This window comes from Candidatus Brachybacter algidus (assembly GCF_016707225.1).
In the GTDB taxonomy this organism is placed as follows: domain Bacteria; phylum Bacteroidota; class Bacteroidia; order Chitinophagales; family Saprospiraceae; genus Parvibacillus; species Parvibacillus algidus.
Window position 1 is genome coordinate 234,202 of the sequence record NZ_JADJID010000003.1, and the last position, 23,181, is coordinate 257,382.

Genomic DNA, 23,181 nt, shown 5'->3' on the forward strand with positions numbered 1-23,181 from the left:
CGCTAGAAAAACAATACTTCAATATGGAAGATTTAATTGCCTTAGAGGCTAGGGCATCCCAGACCATCACCGATAGCCATTTAAAAAAATGGGTGTTTTCTGAAATCGAAAAAGCAAAACAAACAATGCCAAGATTGAGAACTAGTCCGGATCTCAAATCATTATTTGAAACTGTAGGAGGTTATAAAAAATAAATAACCTACTCATTATAATCATGCAGCTACTATTTCTGTATATTAGGCATAAATTAAATAAATGCAAAGAATTAACGAATTGGATGAACTACCCAGCTTTGAGAAATATAAATCAAATCTTCAAAACCTAAAAAATATAAGTCATCTTGAAAACAATCTAGTTGAAATTGAAAAATACTATTTCAAAAATGCTATTATTTTTCCAGGTAACACTGCGATTTATGAAAAAAACGACTTTAGAAATTTTACACCATTCAGGGTTAGAACTAACGTCGGGGACCATGAAGATATAAGTAATCCTTTAACTTTTTCAATGCCACCAATTGAAAATACACCCTTTGGCAGAGGTAATATTAAAGGCCATCCTGTATTTTACTGTTCGCACAATCCTGCTGTTGCGATTAGAGAATCAAAAATGCCAGATGAGAGTATTGGATACTGTGGGAAATGGAAAATCTCAAAAGATATCACATCTTTTAAAGCGAGTGTAATAATTCCAAGATCAGTGAGAAGTGAGAATCTTTTGTTTGGCTTAGGTCAAAAAATCCATTCAGAAATGATTAATCAAATGGGGAAATCAAATGAGATCCATATCGAACACCTAGAATATCTCCAACAGTTTCTTTATGAGATATTTGGAGAAGAACCAACTCCCTATGTTTTGAGTTCATGGATTTCCCATAAATTACTTTATGAAAGAAATCATGATTTTATTGTTTATCCAAGTTACGAAAGTCAAGGTTTGGGATCCAATTTTGTTTTTAGTCCGACTTTTGCAAATACTTTAAAATTAGACTCCATCATGGAATTTAGAAAAACGCCGAACGAAGAAAATAAAATAGGAATGGACCCTTTAAAATTTGGAAGAATCAATGAAGGCAAAATTAAATGGGAACCAATTGATGATGTTAATTTCGAGATTATTAAAGGATGGTCAGGAATAAGATAGTCGGTGCTCATTAAATACTTTACTCTATCTCAATCTTATCAATCTCCTCCATTATCCTGATCGACTCCGACAGCGCAACAATAATTTTCTGATAGTGTTGAATGTCTTCAAACTCGAGCACCCTACCCTTTCGATCTTTTAACCACTTTTGGGCAGGTTGATAGCCACCAATGTAAAACTCCCAAACAGATTGTGACACTCCTTGAAAATGTTGGGTATCATTAATATAAACTGAATTGTTCAAGAATACAGGCTTGGTCACTAGATTGTTTCCATTTATTGGATATTTAGTAAAAGGTTTTCTGATAACATCGCTTTCTAAAAAATGTACTTTTCTTAACTCACCCCCTAATTTTACAAATTGCCTAAAAGACTTAACATCTTTTGGAAAAGGAATCCTAGGAAAATCAATTTTCAGGAACTCTTTATACTTTTTAAGGTAGGAAGGCGAATTCAAAACTGAATATATATAATCTAATAGGTCCAGTGGGGTAAAAAAATCTATTTGTTCTGAACTTTGAAGATTAAATTGCAACTCAATTCTTTTACTAATTTCATCAACAATTAATAAGTTAAGATTCGGTTTTCTTCCTAAACTCTTATCAAAATTAATTTCATTATCATTTGCATAAACATACAAGGGGAATGTCATTCCTGCTCCAAATTGACCCGCAGTACCCGTATAATTTATATCGGTTAACCCTTTACTTAAAAAGAAGCCAAATTTCTCTGTTATAGCTTGCCGCGGTAAAAGAATTGCAATATTATCTTCTAGCATATTCTTCATTACTGAAAACCTATGTCGTTGAACCTTTTTAAGATCATAATGAATGTTTCTAATATCAAATGGTCTAAAGTAGTAAACCTCATTCTTTTCATTGTATTTTTCAAAACTTATTAAATTCGCATCATCATGTGTCTTGATCCCACTTGAATATATCAGAAATAAATTGTCGACTTTAAATCCTTTTTCATAGGTTTCAATATTAACATAGTCCTTATTTATGAAATAGTAATTTGGTTCTGATGGGATTAGAGTTTTCCATTCTATATTGTTAAGGCTTTGGTTCAGTAAGAACCTATACTTGACTTCTCTCATACCAAATAAATCACAATGAAATATTTCGCATTTATTGGTTTTTTTAGTTGCATTCTTTTTAATAAAAATAGAGATTGAAACCCCTTGCATAATATCGAATACATTTTGGTCCTTTGTACCATCAGCACTCGTTTCTTTTTTCTTCGAATTTCCATGGAGATCAAGAATATAAATTTTATCAAAGCATTCTAATAAATTTTTTCTCATTTGTCTAAAAACCAACCCATCTATGAAACTATTATTTGATATGAATGCTAATATCCCATTCTCATTCTTTTCAATAAAATGTTGACCGTATCTAATAAACTTTACATAATCATCTGATAATGAATTGTAACTTTTTTCCTGTAAATTTTTTTTATAATCTGTAATCAGATTTTCAATCCAAGGTCCCTTATTGATGCTACTTACACTATATGGTGGATTACCGATCACACACATAACCGGTGTATCTCTTTTCACATAATTCGCCTCATTTGCTTCAGTACTTAGCCAGTTAGCAAACAATGTACCAGTATCCGGATGATGCTCTTCTAAGCTATTAGTTAGATATATTTTGAACCTTTGATTAGTCGTAGGCTTATAACCTGTTTCAGTAAGAAGCAGATCAAGTTTCAAATGAGCCATAGCGTAACTAGCCATTAGAAGTTCAAACCCGTTTAGCCGGGGAATCAAATGTTTTTCAACATAGTTACTCCAGATTCCTTGTTGCCCTTCGAAATCCTTGTGGATGTGTTTCACTACCTCTGCCAGGAAGGTACCAGTTCCGGTGGCAGGGTCCAATATCTGAACTTTATGTACTTCCTGCTCTACCCTTTTTCCGAATGATTCTACTTTTATCTTTGTTTTACTGGTATCAGACAAACCTTCACTCAGTCCAAACTCCGACTTTAGAATATCGTCAACTGCCCTAACTATGAAGTTAACTACTGGAGCAGGAGTGTACCATACTCCCCTGGCTTTTCGCAACTTTGGATCATATTCACTTAAAAAAGTTTCATAAAAGTGAATGATCGGATCCTCCATCTTTGTTGACTTTCCGTAATTTTTAAGGATCTCTTCAACATTACATGCTAGGAAAATGTCAATCAAGCTATCCACGATCCATTTTATACGATCATCTAGGTCTGGGCCTGCAATATACCCAAAAAGCTTTCTTAAGAATGGATTAGACTTAGGCATGAGTTCTGCAGCTTCCTGCCTGCTAAATGTCGGTAAGGTTGGATCATGAAGCCTAGCTGCAAATAGTCCGTAGGAAATAGTTTGAGCATAAACATCTGCAAATCCTTTAGGTGTGATATCATGTATGAGGATTTCTTTAAAAGCCTGCATTTGCTCCTTTAAAGTACTGTTCTCATTATTATCTTCATCACTTGTCAAAGCTTTTTCAATAACATCAGATAACAACCTGGCTTTGCCGGCCATCATTTCAGCTAGTTTTTTACTACTTTTAATTGTCTGCCCAATATGACCACTAAAGTCTTTGATTAAGTTTTCAAAAGACTGAAAGTTCTCAGAAAGAGGTTTAATGCCTTTGTCGGTTATTTCCCCAATAGTAACCTTTGTTACAAACACCCCATCAATATACAAGTGGTAGTCAAGATAATCAGTAAATATGAGATTGTTGAGTGAAGCTTTGTACCTGTCAAACTGCTCCTTATTTCCAGTCTTCTTTAAACCTGAAAGATCCTTATCTCCAATATCCTTTGCCTCGATGAATCCTACCGGTATTTCTTTCTTAGTTAGTATGTAATCAGGGGCCCCACATAATTGCCTCTTTGGTTCATTAGTTGCTCTGACATCCGGAACGATACTCTCAATCAGTTGCTGCAGATCTCCTCTGTAAGTGTGTTCGGTAGCATTGCCATGCTTATAACGATTTGCAATGTTCTCAATGTACTGTGATATTGTCATGAAAAAATAAATTAGGAAGTCGAAGTTAGAAATTTATCATGAATAATATAATGAGGAAAATTCCAAATGATTTTAAATAACTTTAGTCATTGAATATTAAATTATTTAGGAGTAATAATATTTTATAAGCTTGACTAATCAAAAAACATAAACAAGGACTCAGTTAATCCTTATTATATACAACCTAAATACACATAGCTTATTTTACAAAGTAAAATTAATATTTATTCCTTTAAATAAATTTGGTACATCCAAAGTTATTTAAAGGCATTACATTATAGTAATATATTGATTTTGCAAGTTAAAATAAATCCGTTTAGGTGTATAAAGCCAAATACCCATCATTTCCATTTTGCTGAAGTTATACATTCAATCTAAAGTTTTGTATTAAAATCATTTCCTCGAAATGAATCGTTTCTTATATTTGCTCTGTAATAACATATTGGCGTTAGCTATTTTCTTGTTCTGAAATCTGACAATTTCTATAAGTACACGAAGAAAATAAGTTTTCGCTCACGTTCCGGCGTGGGTTGATCTTATTTGTGTACAGGCTTGTCAGAGCCTCAGAACGGAAAGTTAAGACCCACGCTTTTTCATTTCACATATCCTGGTTGGGTCTACAGGTTAAAAATGTAATATGAAAAACCTAACATTTCTTTTAATTTTTATCTCCATTACTTTTAGTGCCCTGGCTCAAAGAGCTTACATCAAAGACAAAGACAATAGAAATACCGGGTATTTCGAGAAAAACAATGAAGGGGGTTATAACTTCTACTCAATGGATGGAAGTAATATGGGACGAACCAAATATGAGAATGGAGAATACATTAAGTTAGATAAGTATGGCAATGCTGAATATAGGATTAAGAGTTCAGAATTGGATAACCTATATAAAAAGAATGCAGTTACTGTAGATGGCTCAAGTAACAACAACTATATCACCCAAATGGCTAATTCTCCAGATTTGAAAATAAAACCTATGGATTTTACAGCATTAGATAAAGCACTTGAAGCTGAAGCCATAGAAAACGACCCAGATATAAATATTAGAAAACTCAATTCAGTACTCAATCAGTATCAGTCCGGTGACAAAGGATATGTTGTATGGTGGGACCTTACAAACAATCCTACTTTCGCTCAGGTCGAAGATGGTGCAGGTCGATTGAGAATTATTGGGTTTACAAAAGCTATTTATGCTTCATTTAATGGGAAATACTATGTTATATTAGGTATTTTTCAATCAAACATAGAAGCTCAAGAATGGATTAAAAGATGTAAGTCTAAACTTCCAATAGGTGGGTTTGAATTGAAGGTTTTGTCAATTTGAATGCAATATAATCTATAACCAATCAAAAAACTAATGGGTGATTTAATTTTAGCTTCGCTAAATTAATCCCCAAGCTAAGGTTAAGATTAAACATAAAAAAGGCGAGTCATATGGAAGGTTTAAGAGAAGAGGCAATTATGTCAAAGCAATTAGGCGCACTAATAAATATATCCTTTGTTTATTTCTTAGCTCAGGTTGCTAAGGCAGAAAGGCCGGTCAAAAATAATTTAACCAAAAGAATGACAGAAGATCAGAAGAAAATTCACGACTTCGCTCCATACTGGGAGCAACGAGAAAAGAACAAGAAATTCTTGGCACAATCTAAACCGCCTACAATAGAGCAAGTTAAGGCTCAGATGGAGCGACAGAAAAGGGAGCGCTCAAATTTGAATTAGTTATAAAAATCTTCACCAAAATTAATATTTACTTTGAACCGATATTACTTTTAGCCAGATTGAGGTATTTATGTATCCTTTATAGAATAACTATATTAATTAAGTTTATTACAATTGAATATTAATCATTCACTTAGCTCCATTCGGTATTTTCCTTGATGTGCTCATGATAGTATTTTCCATAATCCAGAGCATCTAAAAAACCTTCCCAGATCTCAACCGGAACATCTTCAAAAATATAAGATTTATCACCGAATACAACAATAAAAAAACCTGTCACTTCATCGCAACTATAATAATCAGCTCCATGAATCCATTCACTATCATCAGTGTCTGAATGATCTTCATAAGCGAAATCTACATTATGAATAAATTCCACTGCCTCTTTATAGGACTTAAATTTGTCCGGTATTGTTTCACAGCTTAATTCGGGTTTGTTTTCTTTATATGTCCCAAAGCTTTCTGGGGCATCTTCAACTTAGGTAGTTTGCCTGCATGATAGCAGAATAACCAAGATCAATAACATAAAATATTTCATAGATAACTATTTATAATATATAAAACATTTCCCACCATTAGAGCCTGAAGTGATGACCATATTGGGAAATACGGCGACTTGATCACCAAAAGCGTATCCACTATTATCGTACTGATATTTAGTTGGTAAATACCTAACAATCCTTGAAAGGTCAGAATTGGTTTTATAAACATTTAACCTCTCATCATCTTTAACGTATAAAAAATCATTAAAACAGGTCATATAATCTGCAAAATTGAAATTATCTGTATCAGTCCTTGAGTAAATTGGACTAAATGTAACTTTGTCATAAACTTTAACAGAAGGTGCGTTACCAGAAGATCCAACATATAGGTAATCAGATCCAATTGCAACAGAAGTACCGAAACTCCTATTACCTGTAGCTCCAAATAATGTTTTCTTCAGTATCCAAGTATTATTATCTAACTCATAATAATATGCTGCACCAGCATCTTCACCATTTTTATCTCGACCAGGTGCGCCTATTAATAGTGATTTGCCTTTAATTGCAACATACGATCCAAAATAATCCTGGGAATTACCATCAGGAGCTTGTATGTATTCTTTGAACTTCCATTTTCCTGCAATTTTCTCATTTATTATAACAACTCCTTCTTCTAAGCTTGTAATGTAATGTTTCGGCAGTCCTTCTACAAAGAAATTTCCATCTAGAGCTTCATGTTTACCAAATATACGAAGGTTGGTATTTGGACTATTCTGAATAATGTTTGGGAGGTTAGATTCATAGGGAATAGATTTCCAATTTCCATTATTGTTTTCAAAAAATTTTCTTTTGTCCCAAGTGTCAACAACCAGATCTTTATCATTTAAAGCTACAACTTTATATACGGAACTCAAATCTTGATTTTCCAATTTGAAATCAAGGTTTTTAGTTATTTCTCTCCCTTCGATATTATACGCTCTCACATATCCACCAAAGTATCCTCTACAAACTAAAAGTTGGTCGCTGTTACCAGCAATTGTAACTTCACCATGAATATTAGCTTGATTGTCAGGGAAGACAGTTAAAATATCATTTTCAAATTTTTGTGGGGGTTCCGGATCTGTATTTTCTTCATTATCTTTTGAACTACATGAAGAGAGTGCTACTAATAAGAATGTTAATATTGCAAGGAAACCAAGAAAGACCTTTTTCATAAAAGTGAATTAGCCCTGTAGACCCTGGCAGGAAGTTTAAGGAAAAAGCGTGGGTCAATAGCTTTTCCAAGGGTAAGGCACTGGCATGCCCACAATCAAGAATACACTAAAGCCCACGCAAGACGTGGACGTAAAGTCATTCTTCCTTAGATTGTGAAATTTTGCCAGTTTCTACCCTAAAGAAAGACGCTAACGCCTTTGTATTTTAATAATCTCCTCAAATATATGAAATCAAGGTTAATATTTCCGTTAAGCAAAAAGGATTAAGGTGATTTTACCATTTTGATCAATCCACGAATATATTCAACAGCTAACTTTATAAGTTCATCTAGATTTTCTTGAGTACCTTTTTTTCCTGAATCATGTGAAAACTCATTTGATAACACAACAATTCTATTCAGGTTAAATAATTCATCTGCGGATTTCAACTTCTTCACCTTATTTATGAGATCACCCAATAGTGTATTTCCATAACTATTTTTTAACATAAAATTGTTTGCATTATATCCAGTACTAGACATAAGGCTTATATTTAAATGCAAATGGTATGAACATTCTATTTTCAGTGCAAACTCAAATATACGTCTCACTGTATTTGCTTTTTCGCTTAACACATCAGTATCAGTACTAGGCAAATCCTTCGAACTGATTATTTTCTGGATTCTTTCTGTGCACGAAATATAATTAAAAAGAAAAAGGGCTTTCATGGAAAAAACAGTGCTTCCAGCAGTATCTTTGGGATTTAATAGCACGGAATACAAAGGAGTATGTAAACAGTAACATCGTTCTGTATATAATCCCCTGTCTAATCTATAAATGGCACAGAAATTAGTTGAACTAAGCTTATCTTGAATGACACTTTGATCAAATTGTTTTAAGTAAGTCATAACTTCCTTTTGCCCCAAAGCATATCCTCTTATAGTAATAAATGGAAAACTCTTTGACTTATAAAACTTTAGGTCCTGAAATTTAAACATGATAGAGTAGATGTCAGGTTTATAATCTAAAGAATTTATATAATCTTCTATTTTTGGACTACCAATATAAGGGTGCCAGTTTACAAACACTATTTCATTTTCATAATCAATTGAATAGCTCCCAAAATGATCCCAGTTACCCGAATCTAAGAAATCCACTATTAACATGCCATTTGTAACTTCAAGTAGACGAGCTAAAAATTTATCTAGGACTTTCAGATCTTTGATTTCATCAAAATCATATTCATCAAAAACTGAAGTTAATAGTCTGCTACCATCTTTAACATAATCCATTTCATTAAATTTAGGTTAAGTCAATGCTCTATGAATCTAAAAAGTCATATTTATTTAATCAGGTGTAATATAGCAGTTTAAATAAAAAATATTGGCCTTATTGACCCATTGTCTAAAATATTAAGATGGATATAATCTCAATAATAATTTTTATCTTGATTTCAATCTAAACCATCATGAAAAAAGCTTTTATAAAACAACACTATCTATCTGATACATCCTTGCCTCTGGCAATGTTTCTAGATCAAACAAAAGTTCAATTAGCTTCAGGCACCTGCTTTATTTACAGATATGAAGATGAATTCTTCTTAATTACCAATTGGCATAATGTCACAGGATTAAATCCTGCAAACATGGAACCCTTAAGTGACCATGGAGGTAGGCCTGATGTATTTAGAATAACAATGCAAAAAAATGAACAGCCATTAAGTCATCTTTATGTATACAGATATTTATTCCTTGATAATAAAGCAACTTGGTTTGTACACCCAGAATATGCAGAAAAAGTAGATGTCGTTGCAATACCAATACATTTCGATGAAAATGTTAGGGTCTCTGCTATAAACAGATTTTCCTTTGATAATTACGAATTGGAGATTGCTGATGATGTTTTTATTTTAGGATTTCCATATAATTTAGACGGTGGGGCGTTTTTTCCTATTTGGAAAAAAGGGAGTGTTGCTTCAGAACCTACGCTACCAATGGACAATTTACCAAAGTTTTTAATTGATACAGCAAGTAGATCCGGCATGTCAGGATCTCCAGTGATCTTTAAAAGACCGGGACCCCATATAATCAATAATGTTTTAGATGATAAAACTAGATTAGATACGATATGTGGTTTTGCAGGGGTATATTCCGGTAGAATTCAAGGAAAGAGCGCCTTGGATGCCCAACTTGGTATTGTATGGAAGAAAGAAGTAATTGAAGAGATAATTGAAGGTAAAGTTCTTGACAGTATTACATTTTAATATCTTTGTATTGTCAAATGTCCAAGTAAAAGTAAAAGTATTAAATCCGAATAAATTAAAGCTAGACCACATTATTTTAATGACTTCGAATACTAAATTTACAAATTGAAGAAATTGAAATTCCATTTAATTTTCATATCATACTTGTCCTCAAAGACCTGGACTTTATCAATGATGGATCTTTTGTGTTCTGTTCCCCAAGAAATATAGCTATTCTGTATTGGTTCTGCGTGCTAAAATTGTAAGTATTTTTAGCATCTCCATTTCCCTATCATGATGCATCTGCCGGTATCGAGTATATAAGTTGTTGAAATGATCATTGCCATATTTATCTAATATTTCTCTTTCAATATTTTGTTTGTAATCAAGAACTTCTAAACAGTCCTGACTATTCAGAAATTTGAATCCCACCATTTCTGAATGTTCACTAAAATAAGAAATTGATCTTATAAATTTTGCATTTTGATAAAACGTTTTAGTCATTTCGCGGAAACCATCTTCCATTATTGGCTCCATTATAGGGTACCAATTTAAATCAACAGGAACTACTCTAACTTTCTTTTTTGCTAAATAAAGTTTGATTGCACTAGTTTCTAACTTATCTAGATATTGACCACTAATCATTCCATTATAATGTTCCGTATCAAACTCTATGAATATGACATCAGGAGATATACTTTCAAAGATTTTAAATAATTCTGTTGAATTGCTTGCACCTATTTCATCATGTACTGAACCAATAAAGATGATTTCTTTCATTTATCAAGGGATTTTTGAAGGTCATTAAATTTTTCCAATATAAAAGTAAAAATATACTTTAAAAATCTATTACATTTGTTAGGGTGATTTGAAGTTTTCATAATTGAGTCCCGGTATCTTCTCAGGTACCGGGATTTTTTAATTCATTAAAATGTCAAGAATAGCAATAGCCGGAAGTGTTGATTTCTATAACGAAGAAATATTTAAACAAAAAGTTGATGCGATCTTAAAGAATTTGACTGGTTTGAAGGAGATCGTAAGTGGCGATGATCCAGGTACGGAGGAAATGGCTTTATGGTATGCAGAAGCAAATAATATTCGGTTCAAGTCTATACCCACATTAAGGGATGACATTGACGGAAAACCCATTTCAGAAATTGGAGAAAATGAATATGGTGAAAGATATTGGATCAATGCCGGCACAATCCGCAATCAACAAGTAGTGGATTATTGCAGTCACCTCATTGCATTTCTAAGCAAAGATGATGCAGTGACGAGAGCGCTTATATCACTTGCCACGAAATTTGAATTGAAAATACGGACAGTCATGATTGACGAACTTCTGGAGTAAGTTTTATCATGGGTTTAACAGACATTCATAATGATAAATCGATGTCATAATCGGTTTTTTGAAGTGACTAAGCAATAATTAAGTTTGATACCAAATAATGCAATAATAACTATAAATGTTTTTTTTGAATTTTATTTGGACAGTTTATAATTTATATTAAAACTCAATAGCCGATATAATCCCCACCATGCCACAGGTGCTAGAAAAATTACACTCCACATTCCCGGAAAATATCCATATGCATTATTTGTAAAAAATGGTAAAATGAAATGTGCTAATTCTGTTATTCCCATTGTTGTGAAGAATGTCCAGGTAAGATAATATCCAAAGTGAGATTTTCTATTCACTAATATAGGAATTAACAACCAAGCTCCAGCGAAAGTATATAAGAGATATACTTTGAGTGAGTTAACTTCGGGTACCGGAACATTTGTTATTTCAGATAACTTTGGGAAAAAATCCATATATTTTTCCTCTACTTTATGGACAATAAACAATCCTAAGGTTAAAAAATATGGAATTCTGACAGACTTGAATTCAAAGGCAGACGGAAATATTAACCATAAAATCAAACCTCCTAAAAAGCCAAATGCAAACAAAATCATTGGTATTAAACCTAACATGATGTAACCCAGATAGATAACTGAAAGTGAAAAGAAGGTTGCTGTTATTTTGGTTAATAACTTACTTTTCATTTAAAAATCATTTTTTATATTATTACGAGGACTTAAAACTCATCTTTTGGATCCTGATTGCATTTAATATTGCTAACAATGCAACGCCAACATCAGCAAATACGGCTTCCCACATTGTGGCAAGACCTCCGGCTCCTAAAGTCAACACAATAGCTTTCACCGTAAATGCTAAAATGATGTTTTGCCAAACGATCTTTTTTGTTTGTTTACCAATGTTAATTGCCCTAGGAATTTTAGAGGGCATATCGTCTTGTATTACTACATCTGCCGTCTCGATCGTTGCATCACTTCCTAATCCACCCATAGCAATGCCTATATCACTCAATGCGACGACAGGAGCATCGTTCACACCATCGCCTACAAATGCAACAATATTTCCTTTAGCCTTAATTTCTTTGATTTTATTGACTTTATCGTCGGGCAAAAGATCTCCAAAAGAGGTACTAATACCGGGCTGAGCAGCAGCATTTTTTACAACATTTGCCTTATCACCACTGAGCATCGTTATTTCGATCTTCATTGATTTCAGAAGATCAACTGTTATTTGTGCATCTTCTTTAATCTTATCCGCAATTGTCAGGTAACCTACATACTGATTGTCGAATGCAATAGCAAGCAAAGTATTAACTTCATTTTCGACTTTCGAATCATATTTTATATTGAATTGATCGAGTAATTTAAAATTACCGGCCAGTAATGTTTTACCATTTATTTCACCTTTCAGGCCTTTTCCGGCAATTTCTTCAACATTGGAAAATTCAATCTTAGAATTAACTTCACCTACATATTTATGAATTGCTGTAGCAATAGGGTGAGTACTTTTATGTTCCAGAGCATTGACAAGTTTCAAAACTTCATCTTTTCTTGAATCATCATTGAAGTAAATATCTTTAACTTCAAATACCCCTTCTGTCATAGTTCCTGTTTTATCCATGACCACATTTTTCACACTAGCTAATAAGTCCAAAAAATTACTTCCTTTGAAGAGTATGCCATTTCTACTTGCTGCCCCTATTCCTCCAAAATATCCCAATGGAATACTTATAACTAAAGCACACGGACATGAAATGACAAGGAAAATTAATGCCCTGTAAAGCCATTGATTGAAAACATATGGTTCAACAAAAAAATATGGAAGAAAACAAATGATTACTGCCAAAGCAACAATTATTGGCGTATAGATCTTTGCAAATTTTCTAATGAATAGTTCAGTAGGTGCTTTTTGAGCTGTGGCGTTTTGGACTAACTCCAGGATCTTAGATAACTTGCTGTCTGAATAAGCAGTATTTACTTCAATTCTAGATACTGTATTCATATTGATCATTCCGGCTAAGACAACATCACCCTTTGATTTTGTGTCAGGTTTGCTTTCTCCTGTTAAAGCTGCAGTATTAAATGATGAACTTTCAGAGATCAATATTCCATCCAAACCTAGTTTTTCGCCTGCTTTAAGTTGAATAATATCCCCTATATTGACAGTTGTAGCCTTGACCACTTTTGATTTATTATCCACAATCAAAGTTACTTCATCAGGTCTTTGGTCCAATAAGGACTTGATGTTTGTTTTAGCTCTTGCAACAGCAAGATTTTGAAATACTTCCCCAATAGTGTAAAAAAAGCATTACTGCAACTCCTTCAGGGTACTCACCTATTGCAAAAGCGCCAATTGTGGCAATACTCATTAAAAGAAATTCTGAGAAAACTTCCCTCTCTTTTATACTAAGAAACGCCTCTTTTAAAACAGGAAAACCAACGGGGATATATGCAACAATATATAATCCCACTCTTATCCAACCCTTAAACCACGTCTGGTCGAAATTATAATCCAATATAATTCCTGTGAGCAATAGTATCAATGAAATTACCGCCGGTAAAAACATCTGAAATAAACTTTTATTTTCTTCTACATGATTATCCTCTTCATGGTCATTCTTCATTGCCGAATCAACCTCACAACAATCGACTCTTTTTGATTTTGCTTTAACTGCATCATCGGCAAACTTATTGATCTTTTCTTCCTGAGTACAACAAACCTGTTTTCCCTGTTTGTCAAAAATGTGTTGATGTGTCATATTAATTATTTTTTTGAAGCCGCAATACTGGAAATTTTGAATTGTGTTAAACGGGGTAAAGTGATCTTCTGTAAAACATTTAACAACCATGAAGTGGTCAATAAATGTACCTACCATAGAGCCTTCTGAATATTGTTTAATTTCAAGTCCGCTGCATTTTAAAGGTCCTTTTTCTGAAAAAGTACCAAGAAAAAAATACCCGCCGGGTTCAACAAAATTGTTGACCAGCTTAATATATTTGCTGATATGTGCATCATCTGTAAGGAAGTGAAACACAGCCCGGTCGTGCCAGAAATCATATCGTCTATGGGAATGAAAGTCATTGATATCATCATTGATCCAATTGATCATAGATGCACTTTCACCCATTTTACTTTTTGCTCGTTCCAATGCTTTTTCAGAAATATCCAAAACAGTGAGATCCGTAAAGCCCAGGTCCAATAAATGGACAACAAGATTGCTGTCGCCGCCGCCAACATCAATGATGCTGGCGGTCAACGGCAACTGCAATAATTTTATGTAGTTCAATGACGCATGCGGATAAGCCTGTGTCCAGCTAACTTCATGTGATTGTTTTGTGGAGAAGACTTTTTCCCAATGGTCTTTGACATTTTCCATATACTACTTTTTACAGCATTCATCAAGTTGATCGTATGCTGCCGGATCCGCTTTAACACCATCCGCATCAAAACCCAGTTTAGAAACAGCTGTTCTTAATTTTTTAATATCTGTCACTGCAGGATCATATACTATTGTGAATGTTTCAGCTTTTTCATCTAGGGTAAATTTCTTAACACCTGCTGTCGATTTAAGATTCTTATTTAGCATCTTGCCACATGATCCGCATTGCTGGCAATGACTGCAGGCGATAGATGTTTTAATAACGGCCTTTTCAGTTTTAGCCCCTGTTTGTGACAATCCTGCAGTCAAAGAAAATATAACAACCAGGAATGAAAAAATGGAATTTCTTAAAATAGTACTTTTCATGTTTTTAAATTTTATGTTATATGATTTATTAAAATTAGTTTTATTAATGATCATGTCCTTCATGATCTTTTTCATCTTTGTGACCTTCATGGTCCAATTCATCCTCATGCCCCTCATGGTCTTTATGCTCAGTTTCCTTTAATGCCAGGTCCATCTTACAAACCGGACATTTTCCTTTTTCAGCATAGGTCTTTCCTTTTTCACAATCCATCGGACAAATATACCTGTCTTCGTGAACCACTTCAGATTGATCTACCGTGTCTGAGTTATCTGCTTTGTCTTCTGAACTTTGAATGTTATTTTCAGTGTTTTGTTCAGACTTATCCTTTTTTCCACAAGATGGAAGCGTTAAGGATATAATTACTGATAATGTTATAAAAAAAATTGATCTAAACATGTTTAAATTATTTAAAGATTAATAATGATTTTGCTAACTAAATTTTAGTGGGCATGGCCGCCGCCACCCTCTGATTTTTGAAGATGCGCCTGGAGATAATAGGCACCTTTTACTACAATTTTATCTCCATGATGAATATTGACTAAAGGTGTTACCTGAACAAAACCTAATTGTGCAGTTCCGGTTTTAACTTCAATACGTGCAAAAGAGATTTCCTTTTCATGCGCTTCTCCTTCCTCATGTTTTTCCCCTTCAGCATGTTCCTCTTGTGTTTCCATATTTTCCTTTTCCCACACAAATATAAACTCACGTCCTTCTGCCTTGATAACTGCATCCACAGGAAGTGAAGGAACTTTATTGACCCCAATATCAATCAGGGCGTTGACATACATTCCGGGAATTAATAACTGTTTTTCATTGACAATATCAGCATGGACGGCTACTGATTTGGTATCATTTTCAAAAGACTTACCTACACTGAAGATCTTTCCACCAATCTCCTGATTGCCCTGGTTTGTCAGTATGAATCGAACTTTCTGTCCGGGTTTCACTCTAAACAGATCTTTTTCATAGACCAAGAGATCCACATGCATTTTCGAATTATCAATTATGTTAAATAGAGGTTTCCCAATTTCCGCTGCTGATCCAATGGTTACATAAACTTCTGAAACGTTACCACTTATAGGGGCGGTAATATTAATGAAAGGTGAAGATGATGTACCTCCAATTTGAATATTCTGACTCAAAATAGCAATCTGGCTTTGTAATGCAGCAATTTTAGCTTCTTCCAGTTTTAATTCTGAACTTACTTTTTGGAAAACTTTCTTTGCATTGACATTTTCATCTGAAAGCTCCTTCTGACGGGCAAAGTCCAGTTTCAGATATTCCAGTGTGGCCTTTGAAGTCTGCAATTGTTCATTGAGTTTAGATTTTTCAAGCCTGAGATTATTGTAAGCCATACTCTGCATAGTAGCAAGCACCTGGCCCTTTTTTACATATTGGCCTTCGATCACTTTTATAGTGCTGATATTACCAGCAAATTGCACGCTGACAGATGCTTGATTCTGAGGAGGAAGTTTGGTATAACCATTGGCATTGATTACCTCACTCAGATTTTTTAATTCAAACCACGCGGTGTCAATTCCTGAGTTCTTGTACTGAACCTCATTCAGGTGAACCATTTTTTCATTAGCATGAGTTTCTTCTTCATCATGTTTGACTTCAATATTTGCTTCTTTGCCGTTTTCAGCTTCATGATCGTGACCATCATTGGCACTGTGTCTAAAAAAAGCGAAATATGAAATTACCGCGACAAGAATTACTGTCGATATTATGAAAATTAATTTTTTATTATTCATTGGATTATTTATTGATTGGTGAGATACTGGATGGAAATAACCGTTTGATTGAGGTCATTCAATGCCTGTAAATAAGATTTTCTGGTATCTAAATTGGTCTGTATAGCATACATATATTCTATATAACCAATGTCGCCACTCTGATAAGCCCTAGTAGAATTTTTAAGAATGGATTCCGCGTTGGGAATAGCTTTAAGTGTAAAATACTCTAAGTGGTCTTTATAAAATACGTATTTTTTAGATAATTGACTTAATTGGCTTTCAATTTGTTGAAAGTAATATTCACTCTCTGTTTTTCTCATTTCCCTATTGTAATTAGAGGCCTGTATTGATGATTTATAAGCCCTTCCTGAGAATATCGGAACATTAATCCCAATTTGAAAACCTTGAAATCTGGGTATATTATTGTATTCCCTTTGCTGTCCATTAATATCCTGAATCCCCGCAATTGACTGAACAAAATAACCCAAAGAAAAATCAGGCATCTTTTCCGCTTTCTTCAATCGCTGCTCCGCCTCTGCTATAGATATAGCTTGAAGTGTTTGTTGCCATGCGGGATTATTTTTCAATAAGATTGAATCTTTTAAATTGATTAATTCCAATGCTTTAATCGGATCTCTCTGCAAATCAAAAGGGGAGGTAAGATTTACAAGTAGTTGAATAACGCTCATTTCAGTACTGATCCCGACATTATTTAGATTAATCTCTTGAAGCAAAGCCTGCCTTTTATTTTCAGCACTTGTTTTTTCAAGCAAATTACTTTCACCGGTTTTATACTTCAGGTTTGCAGTCTTGACGAATTGTGCAAGTAAGCTGTCTTCTTGTTGTAAAACATCATTCAGTTCCCTCAATTGAATAACCTTGTACCAGCTTTGCCTTACCAGATAATTCAATTCCTGTCTGGTCATGGCCATGCCTATTTCGCTATATCTGATCCGCTGATCTGACAGATTTTTCTTTGCCCGTATAAAACCAGGATTTGGAATATCCTGAGTTATTGAAATATTCTCATCGAATAACCTGGAATTATTTTGACCCATTTGAACCTTCAATGCAGTTTTTGGTATGATGCCTGAAGCCCCCCGCAATGATTGCTCAGCAAGTATATTCAGCTGATCTGAAGAAATCTGAGGATTTTTTTTCTGAGCCAATTCCAACAGCTGAGGTAAAGAATAAGTCTGCGCACTGATATTGGAATTAATTGCACAAAGCATTAATATAACCGGTACCAGTGAAATGACCTTTTTTTTATTTCTCTTGAAATTCTTCTCAAAGAAGAAATACAAAATTGGCAATACGATCAGTGTAAGTAACGTAGCCGTGATTAGTCCTCCTATGACTACAGTTGCCAATGGTTTTTGTACTTCTGCACCTGCGCCTGAGCTCAATGCCATCGGCAGGAAGCCAAGTGAAGCCACTGCAGCCGTCATTATGACCGGTCTCAACCTTACTTTTGTTCCTTCCTGAATCCGCTCCCAAACATCTTTCATACCTTCTTTTTTAAGTTGATTAAAATACCCAATCAATACAATTCCATTGAGCACAGCGACACCAAAAAGTGCTATAAAACCGATTCCCGCGGAAATACTGAAAGGCATGCCCCTCAACCATAATGCAAAAATTCCCCCTATGGCAGAAAGTGGGATAGCTGTAAATATGAGGATGGATTGTTTCACGCTTCTAAATGTGAAAAACAACAACATGAATATTAATCCTAATGCAATTGGCAATGCTACAGACAATCTCTTATTCGCTTCCACGAGATTTTGAAACTGACCACCATAGGTCGTATAGTATCCGGCAGGCATCTTCAAATTTTTATCCAATTTGTCCTCTATTTCAGAAACAATGGTCTGCACATCCCGTCCTCTGACATTAAAACCAATAACTATTCTGCGCTTCCCTTCTTCCCTGCTGATTTGTGAGAAACCTCTTTCCACAGCGATGTCAGCAACTTGTTCCAACGGGATCTGACTTCCTGAAGGCAAAGAAATGTACAACGATTTGAGGTTGGAAATATCCTGACGTTCATCCCCTTGCAGGCGTACCACCAGGTCAAACCTTTTTCGCCCTCATAGACTACACCCGCCTTTTCCCCGGCAAATCCCGTCCTGATGACCTGATTTAATTCACCGACATTCAATCCATACAAAGGCAAGTTTATCTTTATTGTATTTTACAGTGATCTGAGGAAGTCCTGATACAACTTCAGCACGCGCATCTTCTACTCCATTTATTCCTGGATCATTGAAACCACTTCATCTCCAAATCCTGCTAAAAGATCTATATCTTCACCAAAAATCTTGATAGCCACATCACTTCTCACTCCTGTCATCAGTTCATTGAATCGCATCTGGATAGGTTGTGTAAATTCTGTCGTGACCCCGGGCAGATCATCCAGCGCATGTTCCATTTTTTCCATCATTTCTTCCTTTGTTTTAGCTGAAGTCCATTCGGATTTATCTTTGAGTATGATCATTACATCGGCTACTTCCATCGGCATTGGATCAGTCGGGATCTCAGCACTACCTATCTTTGAAATTACCTGAACGACTTCCGGGAATTTTGATTTTAATATCTGCTCCGCTTTTGTCGTTGTTAATATTTCCTGTGAAAGCGAACTACCCGGTGGTAGAATGATGTGTGTAGCTATGTCGCCTTCTTCCAAAGTTGGGATAAACTCGCCTCCAAGACCATTGAATATCATCAAAGACAGTACAAATAAAATTATTGCAGAACTGACTACCAGAGTTTTCATCTGCATAGCACCCTCCAGAATTGGCCGGTAAATTCTGTAGCAAAAATTAATGATCCTGTCTGAAAAATTTGGTTCATGGCCCGTCTTTTTACTCAGAAAAAGTGCACTTACCATCGGCACATAAGTAAGGGATAAAATAAATGCACCAAGAATTGCAAAGCCTACTGTCTGCGCCATGGGCTTGAACATCTTACCTTCTATGCCAACCAAAGCCAAGATAGGAAGGTAAACAATAAGAATGATGATCTCCCCAAATGCCGCACTATTTCTGATCTTTGAAGAAGCCTGATACACCGCTTCGTCCATTTGATCCGCGGTCAGGTCCCCTTTTTTTCCGGTCTGCAGGCGGTGCACTATCGCCTCCACAATGATGACTGCACCGTCGACAATTAAGCCAAAATCAATTGCCCCAAGGCTCATCAGGTTGCCACTGACACCAAAGAGCTTCATCATACTCACAGCGAATAATAAAGCCAAAGGTATGACGGATGCGACGATGAGTCCGGCCCGCCAGTTACCGATCAGAAGAACAAGTATAAAAATGACGATCAATGCTCCCTCAAGCAAATTCTTTTCCACAGTTGAAATTGCGTTATCTACAAGCCTCGTCCGATCAAGATAAGGCTCTACAATTACTCCTTCCGGAAGAGTTTTAATAATCTGCTCCATTCGCCCTTTCACCCTGGTGACGACGTCTGCGCTGTTTTCACCTTTGAGCATGAGCACCATACCATTGACGGCTTCTCCTTTGCCATTTTTGGTCGTGGCACCATATCTGATCGCTCCACCAAAATCCACTTCGGCCACATCCCTGATCAATATCGGAATGCCATTCTGATTTTTTATGACGATCTTTTTTATATCGTCGATCGAGCTTACCATGCCAATTCCGCGGATGAAATACGCATTTGGAATTTTGTCAATGTAGGCTCCGCCGGTATTTTCATTATTCTTTCGCAGCGCATCGAATATTTCCACGATAGTAGTATTCATGCTCCGGAGTTTATCCGGTTTGACCGCGATCTCATACTGTTTGAGTTGCCCGCCAAGTGTATTGACCTCAGCCACCCCTGCCAGCCCCAGGATCTGAGGTTTGATGATCCAATCCTGAACCGTCCGAAGTTCCATGGCGTGGTATTGATCTTCAAATCCGGGTTTTGCAGAAACCGTGTATTGATAAATTTCACCAAGGCCTGTACTGATGGGAGCCATCTCCGGCGTACCCAGGCCATCCGGAATATTTTCCTTTGCCTCTGCAAGCCGTTCGGAGATCTGAGCACGTGCCCAGTAAATATCTACTTCTTCATCGAAAACTACCGTGATATTGGAAAGACCGAAACGGCTTATGGATCTGAGTTCAACTACTCTGGGTATTGATTTGACCGCCTGTTCAATAGGATAGGTTATAAATGTTTCAACTTCCTGAGCGGCAAGTGTAGGAGATGTTGTAAGTATCTGCACCTGATTATTTGTTATATCAGGAAGGGCATCAATCGGAAGTCTGGAAACACTCCAGATACCCCAAAGGATGAGGAACAAGGTCATCATTCCTATGATGAGTTTGTTCTTAATGCTAAATTTTATTATTTTATCTAACAAGGTATTGTCTGTTAATGTGAACAATAGCATTGTAAGCCGACCGGTCAATAACCGGGTAGCACAATGCATGAAGCATCAATGACAACAGGAAATCAATTAAAATTCAGGGAACATTATTATTTACTAGGTAAAGTATCAATATGATACAATCTACCATTGAAGCCTCATTCTAACTTCTACCTTCTTATTTCTAACTTATTAAAATCTCCTGTCAGCCACTAACAATCAACACCACTCTTCGGCGGTTGCCAGATCTTTCCATTAAAGCTGGAAAAGTAGGAGAACTCATAAATAGAAACCGTGGAGGTCTCATTCAATTTGGGTGCTATGGAATGGGATAAAACATAAAAACTTATCACATCAGTGATAGCTGTATTGCAGCAACTGCAGGTACAGAATGGGCTGCAGAAGTCATTTTCATCGCTTTGGTGATCGTGATTTGCGGCTACCTCGCTTTTATCCTTGTCATTACATTCATTGTAGATATCGTGGCATGGAATCATAGCCAGTGCCATCAGATAAAATGAGAATATGAATGTAAATAATTTCATGAAGTGCAATGATACGGATTAAATTTGTGTTCTACCCCAGATAATACGAATTGTCTGAACTAATTATTACCCAATTACAAAATGAATTCGGCTAATTGATAGTAATTCAAATAAATATTTCTGAAAACCAGGTCTAAAATATTTTTATATTTTTATAAATTTCTTAATATATAAATGGTTGTCTAAGAAAATTTTAACAAAATATATTCCATTTTTCAAATTAGAAACATCGATACTTTCCGTCGTGGGTTTCTGATCATGAATTAATTTTCCATTGATATCAATGATTTTAATAACGCAATTCTTTACTGAAGAAGAATTAATAGTATAATATAAATTGGAATGTACCAAATTGGGATAAATATTCAATACATTTAATGGCTCCGGATATGTTGCTGATGTCTCATTACCGTAATCACCTGATCTGAATTTTACCGTACCGGAATTAGGATCTTCCCAGACCACAAATACTTTATTATTTCCAATAGCAACATCTGCATTCACGATGTCCGCCAATGCAACGGTGTCAAATGCTAAAGGAAATCCCTTATTTATATCGTCAGTAAAAAGTATTGGCAATTGATCCCCGCCGCTCCTGTTTTGTAGCCAGACGATAGCTATTGCTTTTCCATCGGTAGCTAAGCGCGGATAATTCTGCTGATTTAAACCTGAAAGATTTCCGGTTAAAGTTTTTACAGATACTAACTCGTGAGTTGGTAGAGAAGTCTTACTCAGATAAGTCCTTGTCTTTCCTCCGGACCCACTCATGAAGGTAGAATATAATGTATCATTCACAATGACTCCATCCGGGCCACTTGCAGGGCAACTCATTAATTGCCAGTTATTATTATCAACTGCACTTCCTTCTTTAAAGGTTGATGCATTATCTTCTGACCATCCAGTCCAGATATCTCTCAGATTATTGTTGTTATCCCTGTAAATCATTGCCGTTTTGTCATTGTAAGACACTACTGCACCCGGGCAGCAATCGCATACAGCATCAGAACTTCCCCAACCACTCGCTTTAACATCAGTTGTAAATGTCTTCCCAAAATCATTAGACCTTGTTACAACCCATCGGGACTCCTGAAATGCTGAATTAAACTTCATATAACCTACAATAGGGTGGCCCTGTTTATCTGCCTCGATGGTTGGAAAACGAGATAGGCTATCACCAATTATAGCAATTTCCACAGGATTCTCAAAGTTAAGACCAGCATCGTATGAGGTAAAACAAAAATCCTATGTGTAGCTTCCGGACTCTGGTGTACGTTTCACAACTATATAAACTGTATCACCGTGTGAAGCTATATCAGGGCCCATCCAACTTGCGCCAGCTATAGTCATCCATTCGGGGTTTAGCTGTAATGGAGCACTAAAAGCTATGCCGTTTGATTTGGCAAAATACAGTGCTTCATTTTTACTCCAGATCACCATAGAATTTCCGGACCTGTCCAATGCAATTCTTGGATGTTGATTATCAAAATGGCTCGCCGCAACATCCATTTCATTATTCCATGTAATTTGTGCCTGCCCGGAATAAACTGCAAATAGGCACATTATTAGAAAGTAGAAAATTTTATTCATGCTGATTTATTTTTGAATTATATTGATAATC

Annotated in this window: 18 protein-coding genes and 3 pseudogenes; 6 read left to right on the forward strand and 15 right to left on the reverse strand. The window is 35.4% G+C overall.

Annotation, left to right across the window (positions count from 1 at the left end; all coding sequences use genetic code 11):
- Positions 1-23: 23 nt before the first annotated feature.
- Both IPI15_RS10855 and IPI15_RS10860 read left to right on the forward strand, forming a co-directional pair.
- A complete protein-coding gene (locus IPI15_RS10855) occupies positions 24-194 on the forward strand; it encodes a hypothetical protein (RefSeq protein ID WP_287420300.1) in 171 nt (56 codons plus the stop codon).
- A 61-nt stretch (positions 195-255) separates the two neighbouring features.
- Entirely contained in the window at positions 256-1,143 is an 888-nt protein-coding gene (locus IPI15_RS10860) for an RES domain-containing protein (RefSeq protein WP_287420302.1), read from the forward strand.
- 19 nt (positions 1,144-1,162) lie between these two features.
- Here the strand turns inward: IPI15_RS10860 and IPI15_RS10865 are convergent, their stop codons facing one another.
- Positions 1,163-4,156, reverse strand: coding sequence for a type ISP restriction/modification enzyme (locus IPI15_RS10865; protein WP_287420304.1), 2,994 nt, complete (start codon positions 4,154-4,156; stop codon positions 1,163-1,165).
- A 637-nt stretch (positions 4,157-4,793) separates the two neighbouring features.
- Between IPI15_RS10865 and IPI15_RS10870 the strand changes: the two genes are divergently transcribed.
- Both IPI15_RS10870 and IPI15_RS10875 read left to right on the forward strand, forming a co-directional pair.
- The gene (locus tag IPI15_RS10870) at positions 4,794-5,483 is read left to right on the forward strand and encodes a hypothetical protein (RefSeq protein WP_287404244.1); all 690 of its coding nucleotides are present in this window, start codon (positions 4,794-4,796) and stop codon (positions 5,481-5,483) included.
- Positions 5,484-5,593: 110 nt separating this feature from the next.
- Complete coding sequence (locus IPI15_RS10875) at positions 5,594-5,878, forward strand: hypothetical protein (RefSeq protein WP_287404242.1); 285 nt, start codon at positions 5,594-5,596, stop codon at positions 5,876-5,878.
- A gap of 133 nt (positions 5,879-6,011) precedes the next feature.
- Here IPI15_RS10875 and IPI15_RS10880 read toward each other — a convergent pair whose 3' ends face one another.
- From IPI15_RS10880 to IPI15_RS10890, 3 genes are all read right to left on the reverse strand, one after another.
- Positions 6,012-6,257 carry a KTSC domain-containing protein gene (locus tag IPI15_RS10880; protein ID WP_287420306.1) on the reverse strand — a complete coding sequence of 82 codons (246 nt, stop codon included), beginning with the start codon at positions 6,255-6,257 and terminating at the stop codon, positions 6,012-6,014.
- Between the two features lie 165 nt (positions 6,258-6,422).
- A complete protein-coding gene (locus tag IPI15_RS10885; protein WP_287404239.1) occupies positions 6,423-7,574 on the reverse strand; it encodes an FG-GAP repeat protein in 1,152 nt (383 codons plus the stop codon).
- 263 nt (positions 7,575-7,837) lie between these two features.
- Positions 7,838-8,845: a hypothetical protein gene (locus IPI15_RS10890; RefSeq protein ID WP_287404238.1), complete on the reverse strand. Its 1,008-nt coding sequence runs from the start codon at positions 8,843-8,845 to the stop codon at positions 7,838-7,840.
- A 176-nt stretch (positions 8,846-9,021) separates the two neighbouring features.
- Between IPI15_RS10890 and IPI15_RS10895 the strand changes: the two genes are divergently transcribed.
- Positions 9,022-9,816, forward strand: coding sequence for a S1 family serine peptidase (locus tag IPI15_RS10895; protein WP_287404236.1), 795 nt, complete (start codon positions 9,022-9,024; stop codon positions 9,814-9,816).
- A gap of 210 nt (positions 9,817-10,026) precedes the next feature.
- Here IPI15_RS10895 and IPI15_RS10900 read toward each other — a convergent pair whose 3' ends face one another.
- Positions 10,027-10,575 carry a hypothetical protein gene (locus tag IPI15_RS10900; protein ID WP_287420308.1) on the reverse strand — a complete coding sequence of 183 codons (549 nt, stop codon included), beginning with the start codon at positions 10,573-10,575 and terminating at the stop codon, positions 10,027-10,029.
- Between the two features lie 151 nt (positions 10,576-10,726).
- Between IPI15_RS10900 and IPI15_RS10905 the strand changes: the two genes are divergently transcribed.
- Entirely contained in the window at positions 10,727-11,146 is a 420-nt protein-coding gene (locus IPI15_RS10905) for a hypothetical protein (protein WP_287404233.1), read from the forward strand.
- A gap of 131 nt (positions 11,147-11,277) precedes the next feature.
- Here IPI15_RS10905 and IPI15_RS10910 read toward each other — a convergent pair whose 3' ends face one another.
- From IPI15_RS10910 to IPI15_RS10960, 10 genes and pseudogenes are all read right to left on the reverse strand, one after another.
- Positions 11,278-11,841 carry a hypothetical protein gene (locus IPI15_RS10910; protein ID WP_287404231.1) on the reverse strand — a complete coding sequence of 188 codons (564 nt, stop codon included), beginning with the start codon at positions 11,839-11,841 and terminating at the stop codon, positions 11,278-11,280.
- Between the two features lie 22 nt (positions 11,842-11,863).
- Positions 11,864-13,913, reverse strand: a pseudogene (locus IPI15_RS10915) (heavy metal translocating P-type ATPase).
- Positions 13,914-14,081: 168 nt separating this feature from the next.
- A pseudogene (locus IPI15_RS19840) lies at positions 14,082-14,531 on the reverse strand (class I SAM-dependent methyltransferase); the annotation flags it as partial.
- Between the two features lie 3 nt (positions 14,532-14,534).
- Positions 14,535-14,900 (reverse strand): heavy-metal-associated domain-containing protein, encoded by a 366-nt coding sequence (locus IPI15_RS10925; RefSeq protein ID WP_287404223.1) that lies wholly within the window; start codon positions 14,898-14,900, stop codon positions 14,535-14,537.
- Positions 14,901-14,943: 43 nt separating this feature from the next.
- A complete protein-coding gene (locus IPI15_RS10930) occupies positions 14,944-15,297 on the reverse strand; it encodes a heavy metal-binding domain-containing protein (protein ID WP_287404221.1) in 354 nt (117 codons plus the stop codon).
- Positions 15,298-15,341: 44 nt separating this feature from the next.
- On the reverse strand, positions 15,342-16,655 hold the full coding sequence (locus IPI15_RS10935; RefSeq protein WP_287404218.1) for an efflux RND transporter periplasmic adaptor subunit: 1,314 nt from the start codon (positions 16,653-16,655) through the stop codon (positions 15,342-15,344).
- Positions 16,656-16,663: 8 nt separating this feature from the next.
- Positions 16,664-21,012 (reverse strand): annotated as a pseudogene (locus tag IPI15_RS19845) (CusA/CzcA family heavy metal efflux RND transporter).
- Between the two features lie 218 nt (positions 21,013-21,230).
- Positions 21,231-21,563 carry a DUF6660 family protein gene (locus IPI15_RS10950; RefSeq protein WP_287404191.1) on the reverse strand — a complete coding sequence of 111 codons (333 nt, stop codon included), beginning with the start codon at positions 21,561-21,563 and terminating at the stop codon, positions 21,231-21,233.
- Between the two features lie 144 nt (positions 21,564-21,707).
- The gene (locus IPI15_RS10955) at positions 21,708-22,757 is read right to left on the reverse strand and encodes a T9SS type A sorting domain-containing protein (protein ID WP_287420315.1); all 1,050 of its coding nucleotides are present in this window, start codon (positions 22,755-22,757) and stop codon (positions 21,708-21,710) included.
- Positions 22,758-22,805: 48 nt separating this feature from the next.
- Complete coding sequence (locus IPI15_RS10960; protein ID WP_287420316.1) at positions 22,806-23,150, reverse strand: hypothetical protein; 345 nt, start codon at positions 23,148-23,150, stop codon at positions 22,806-22,808.
- Between the last annotated feature and the right edge of the window lie 31 nt (positions 23,151-23,181).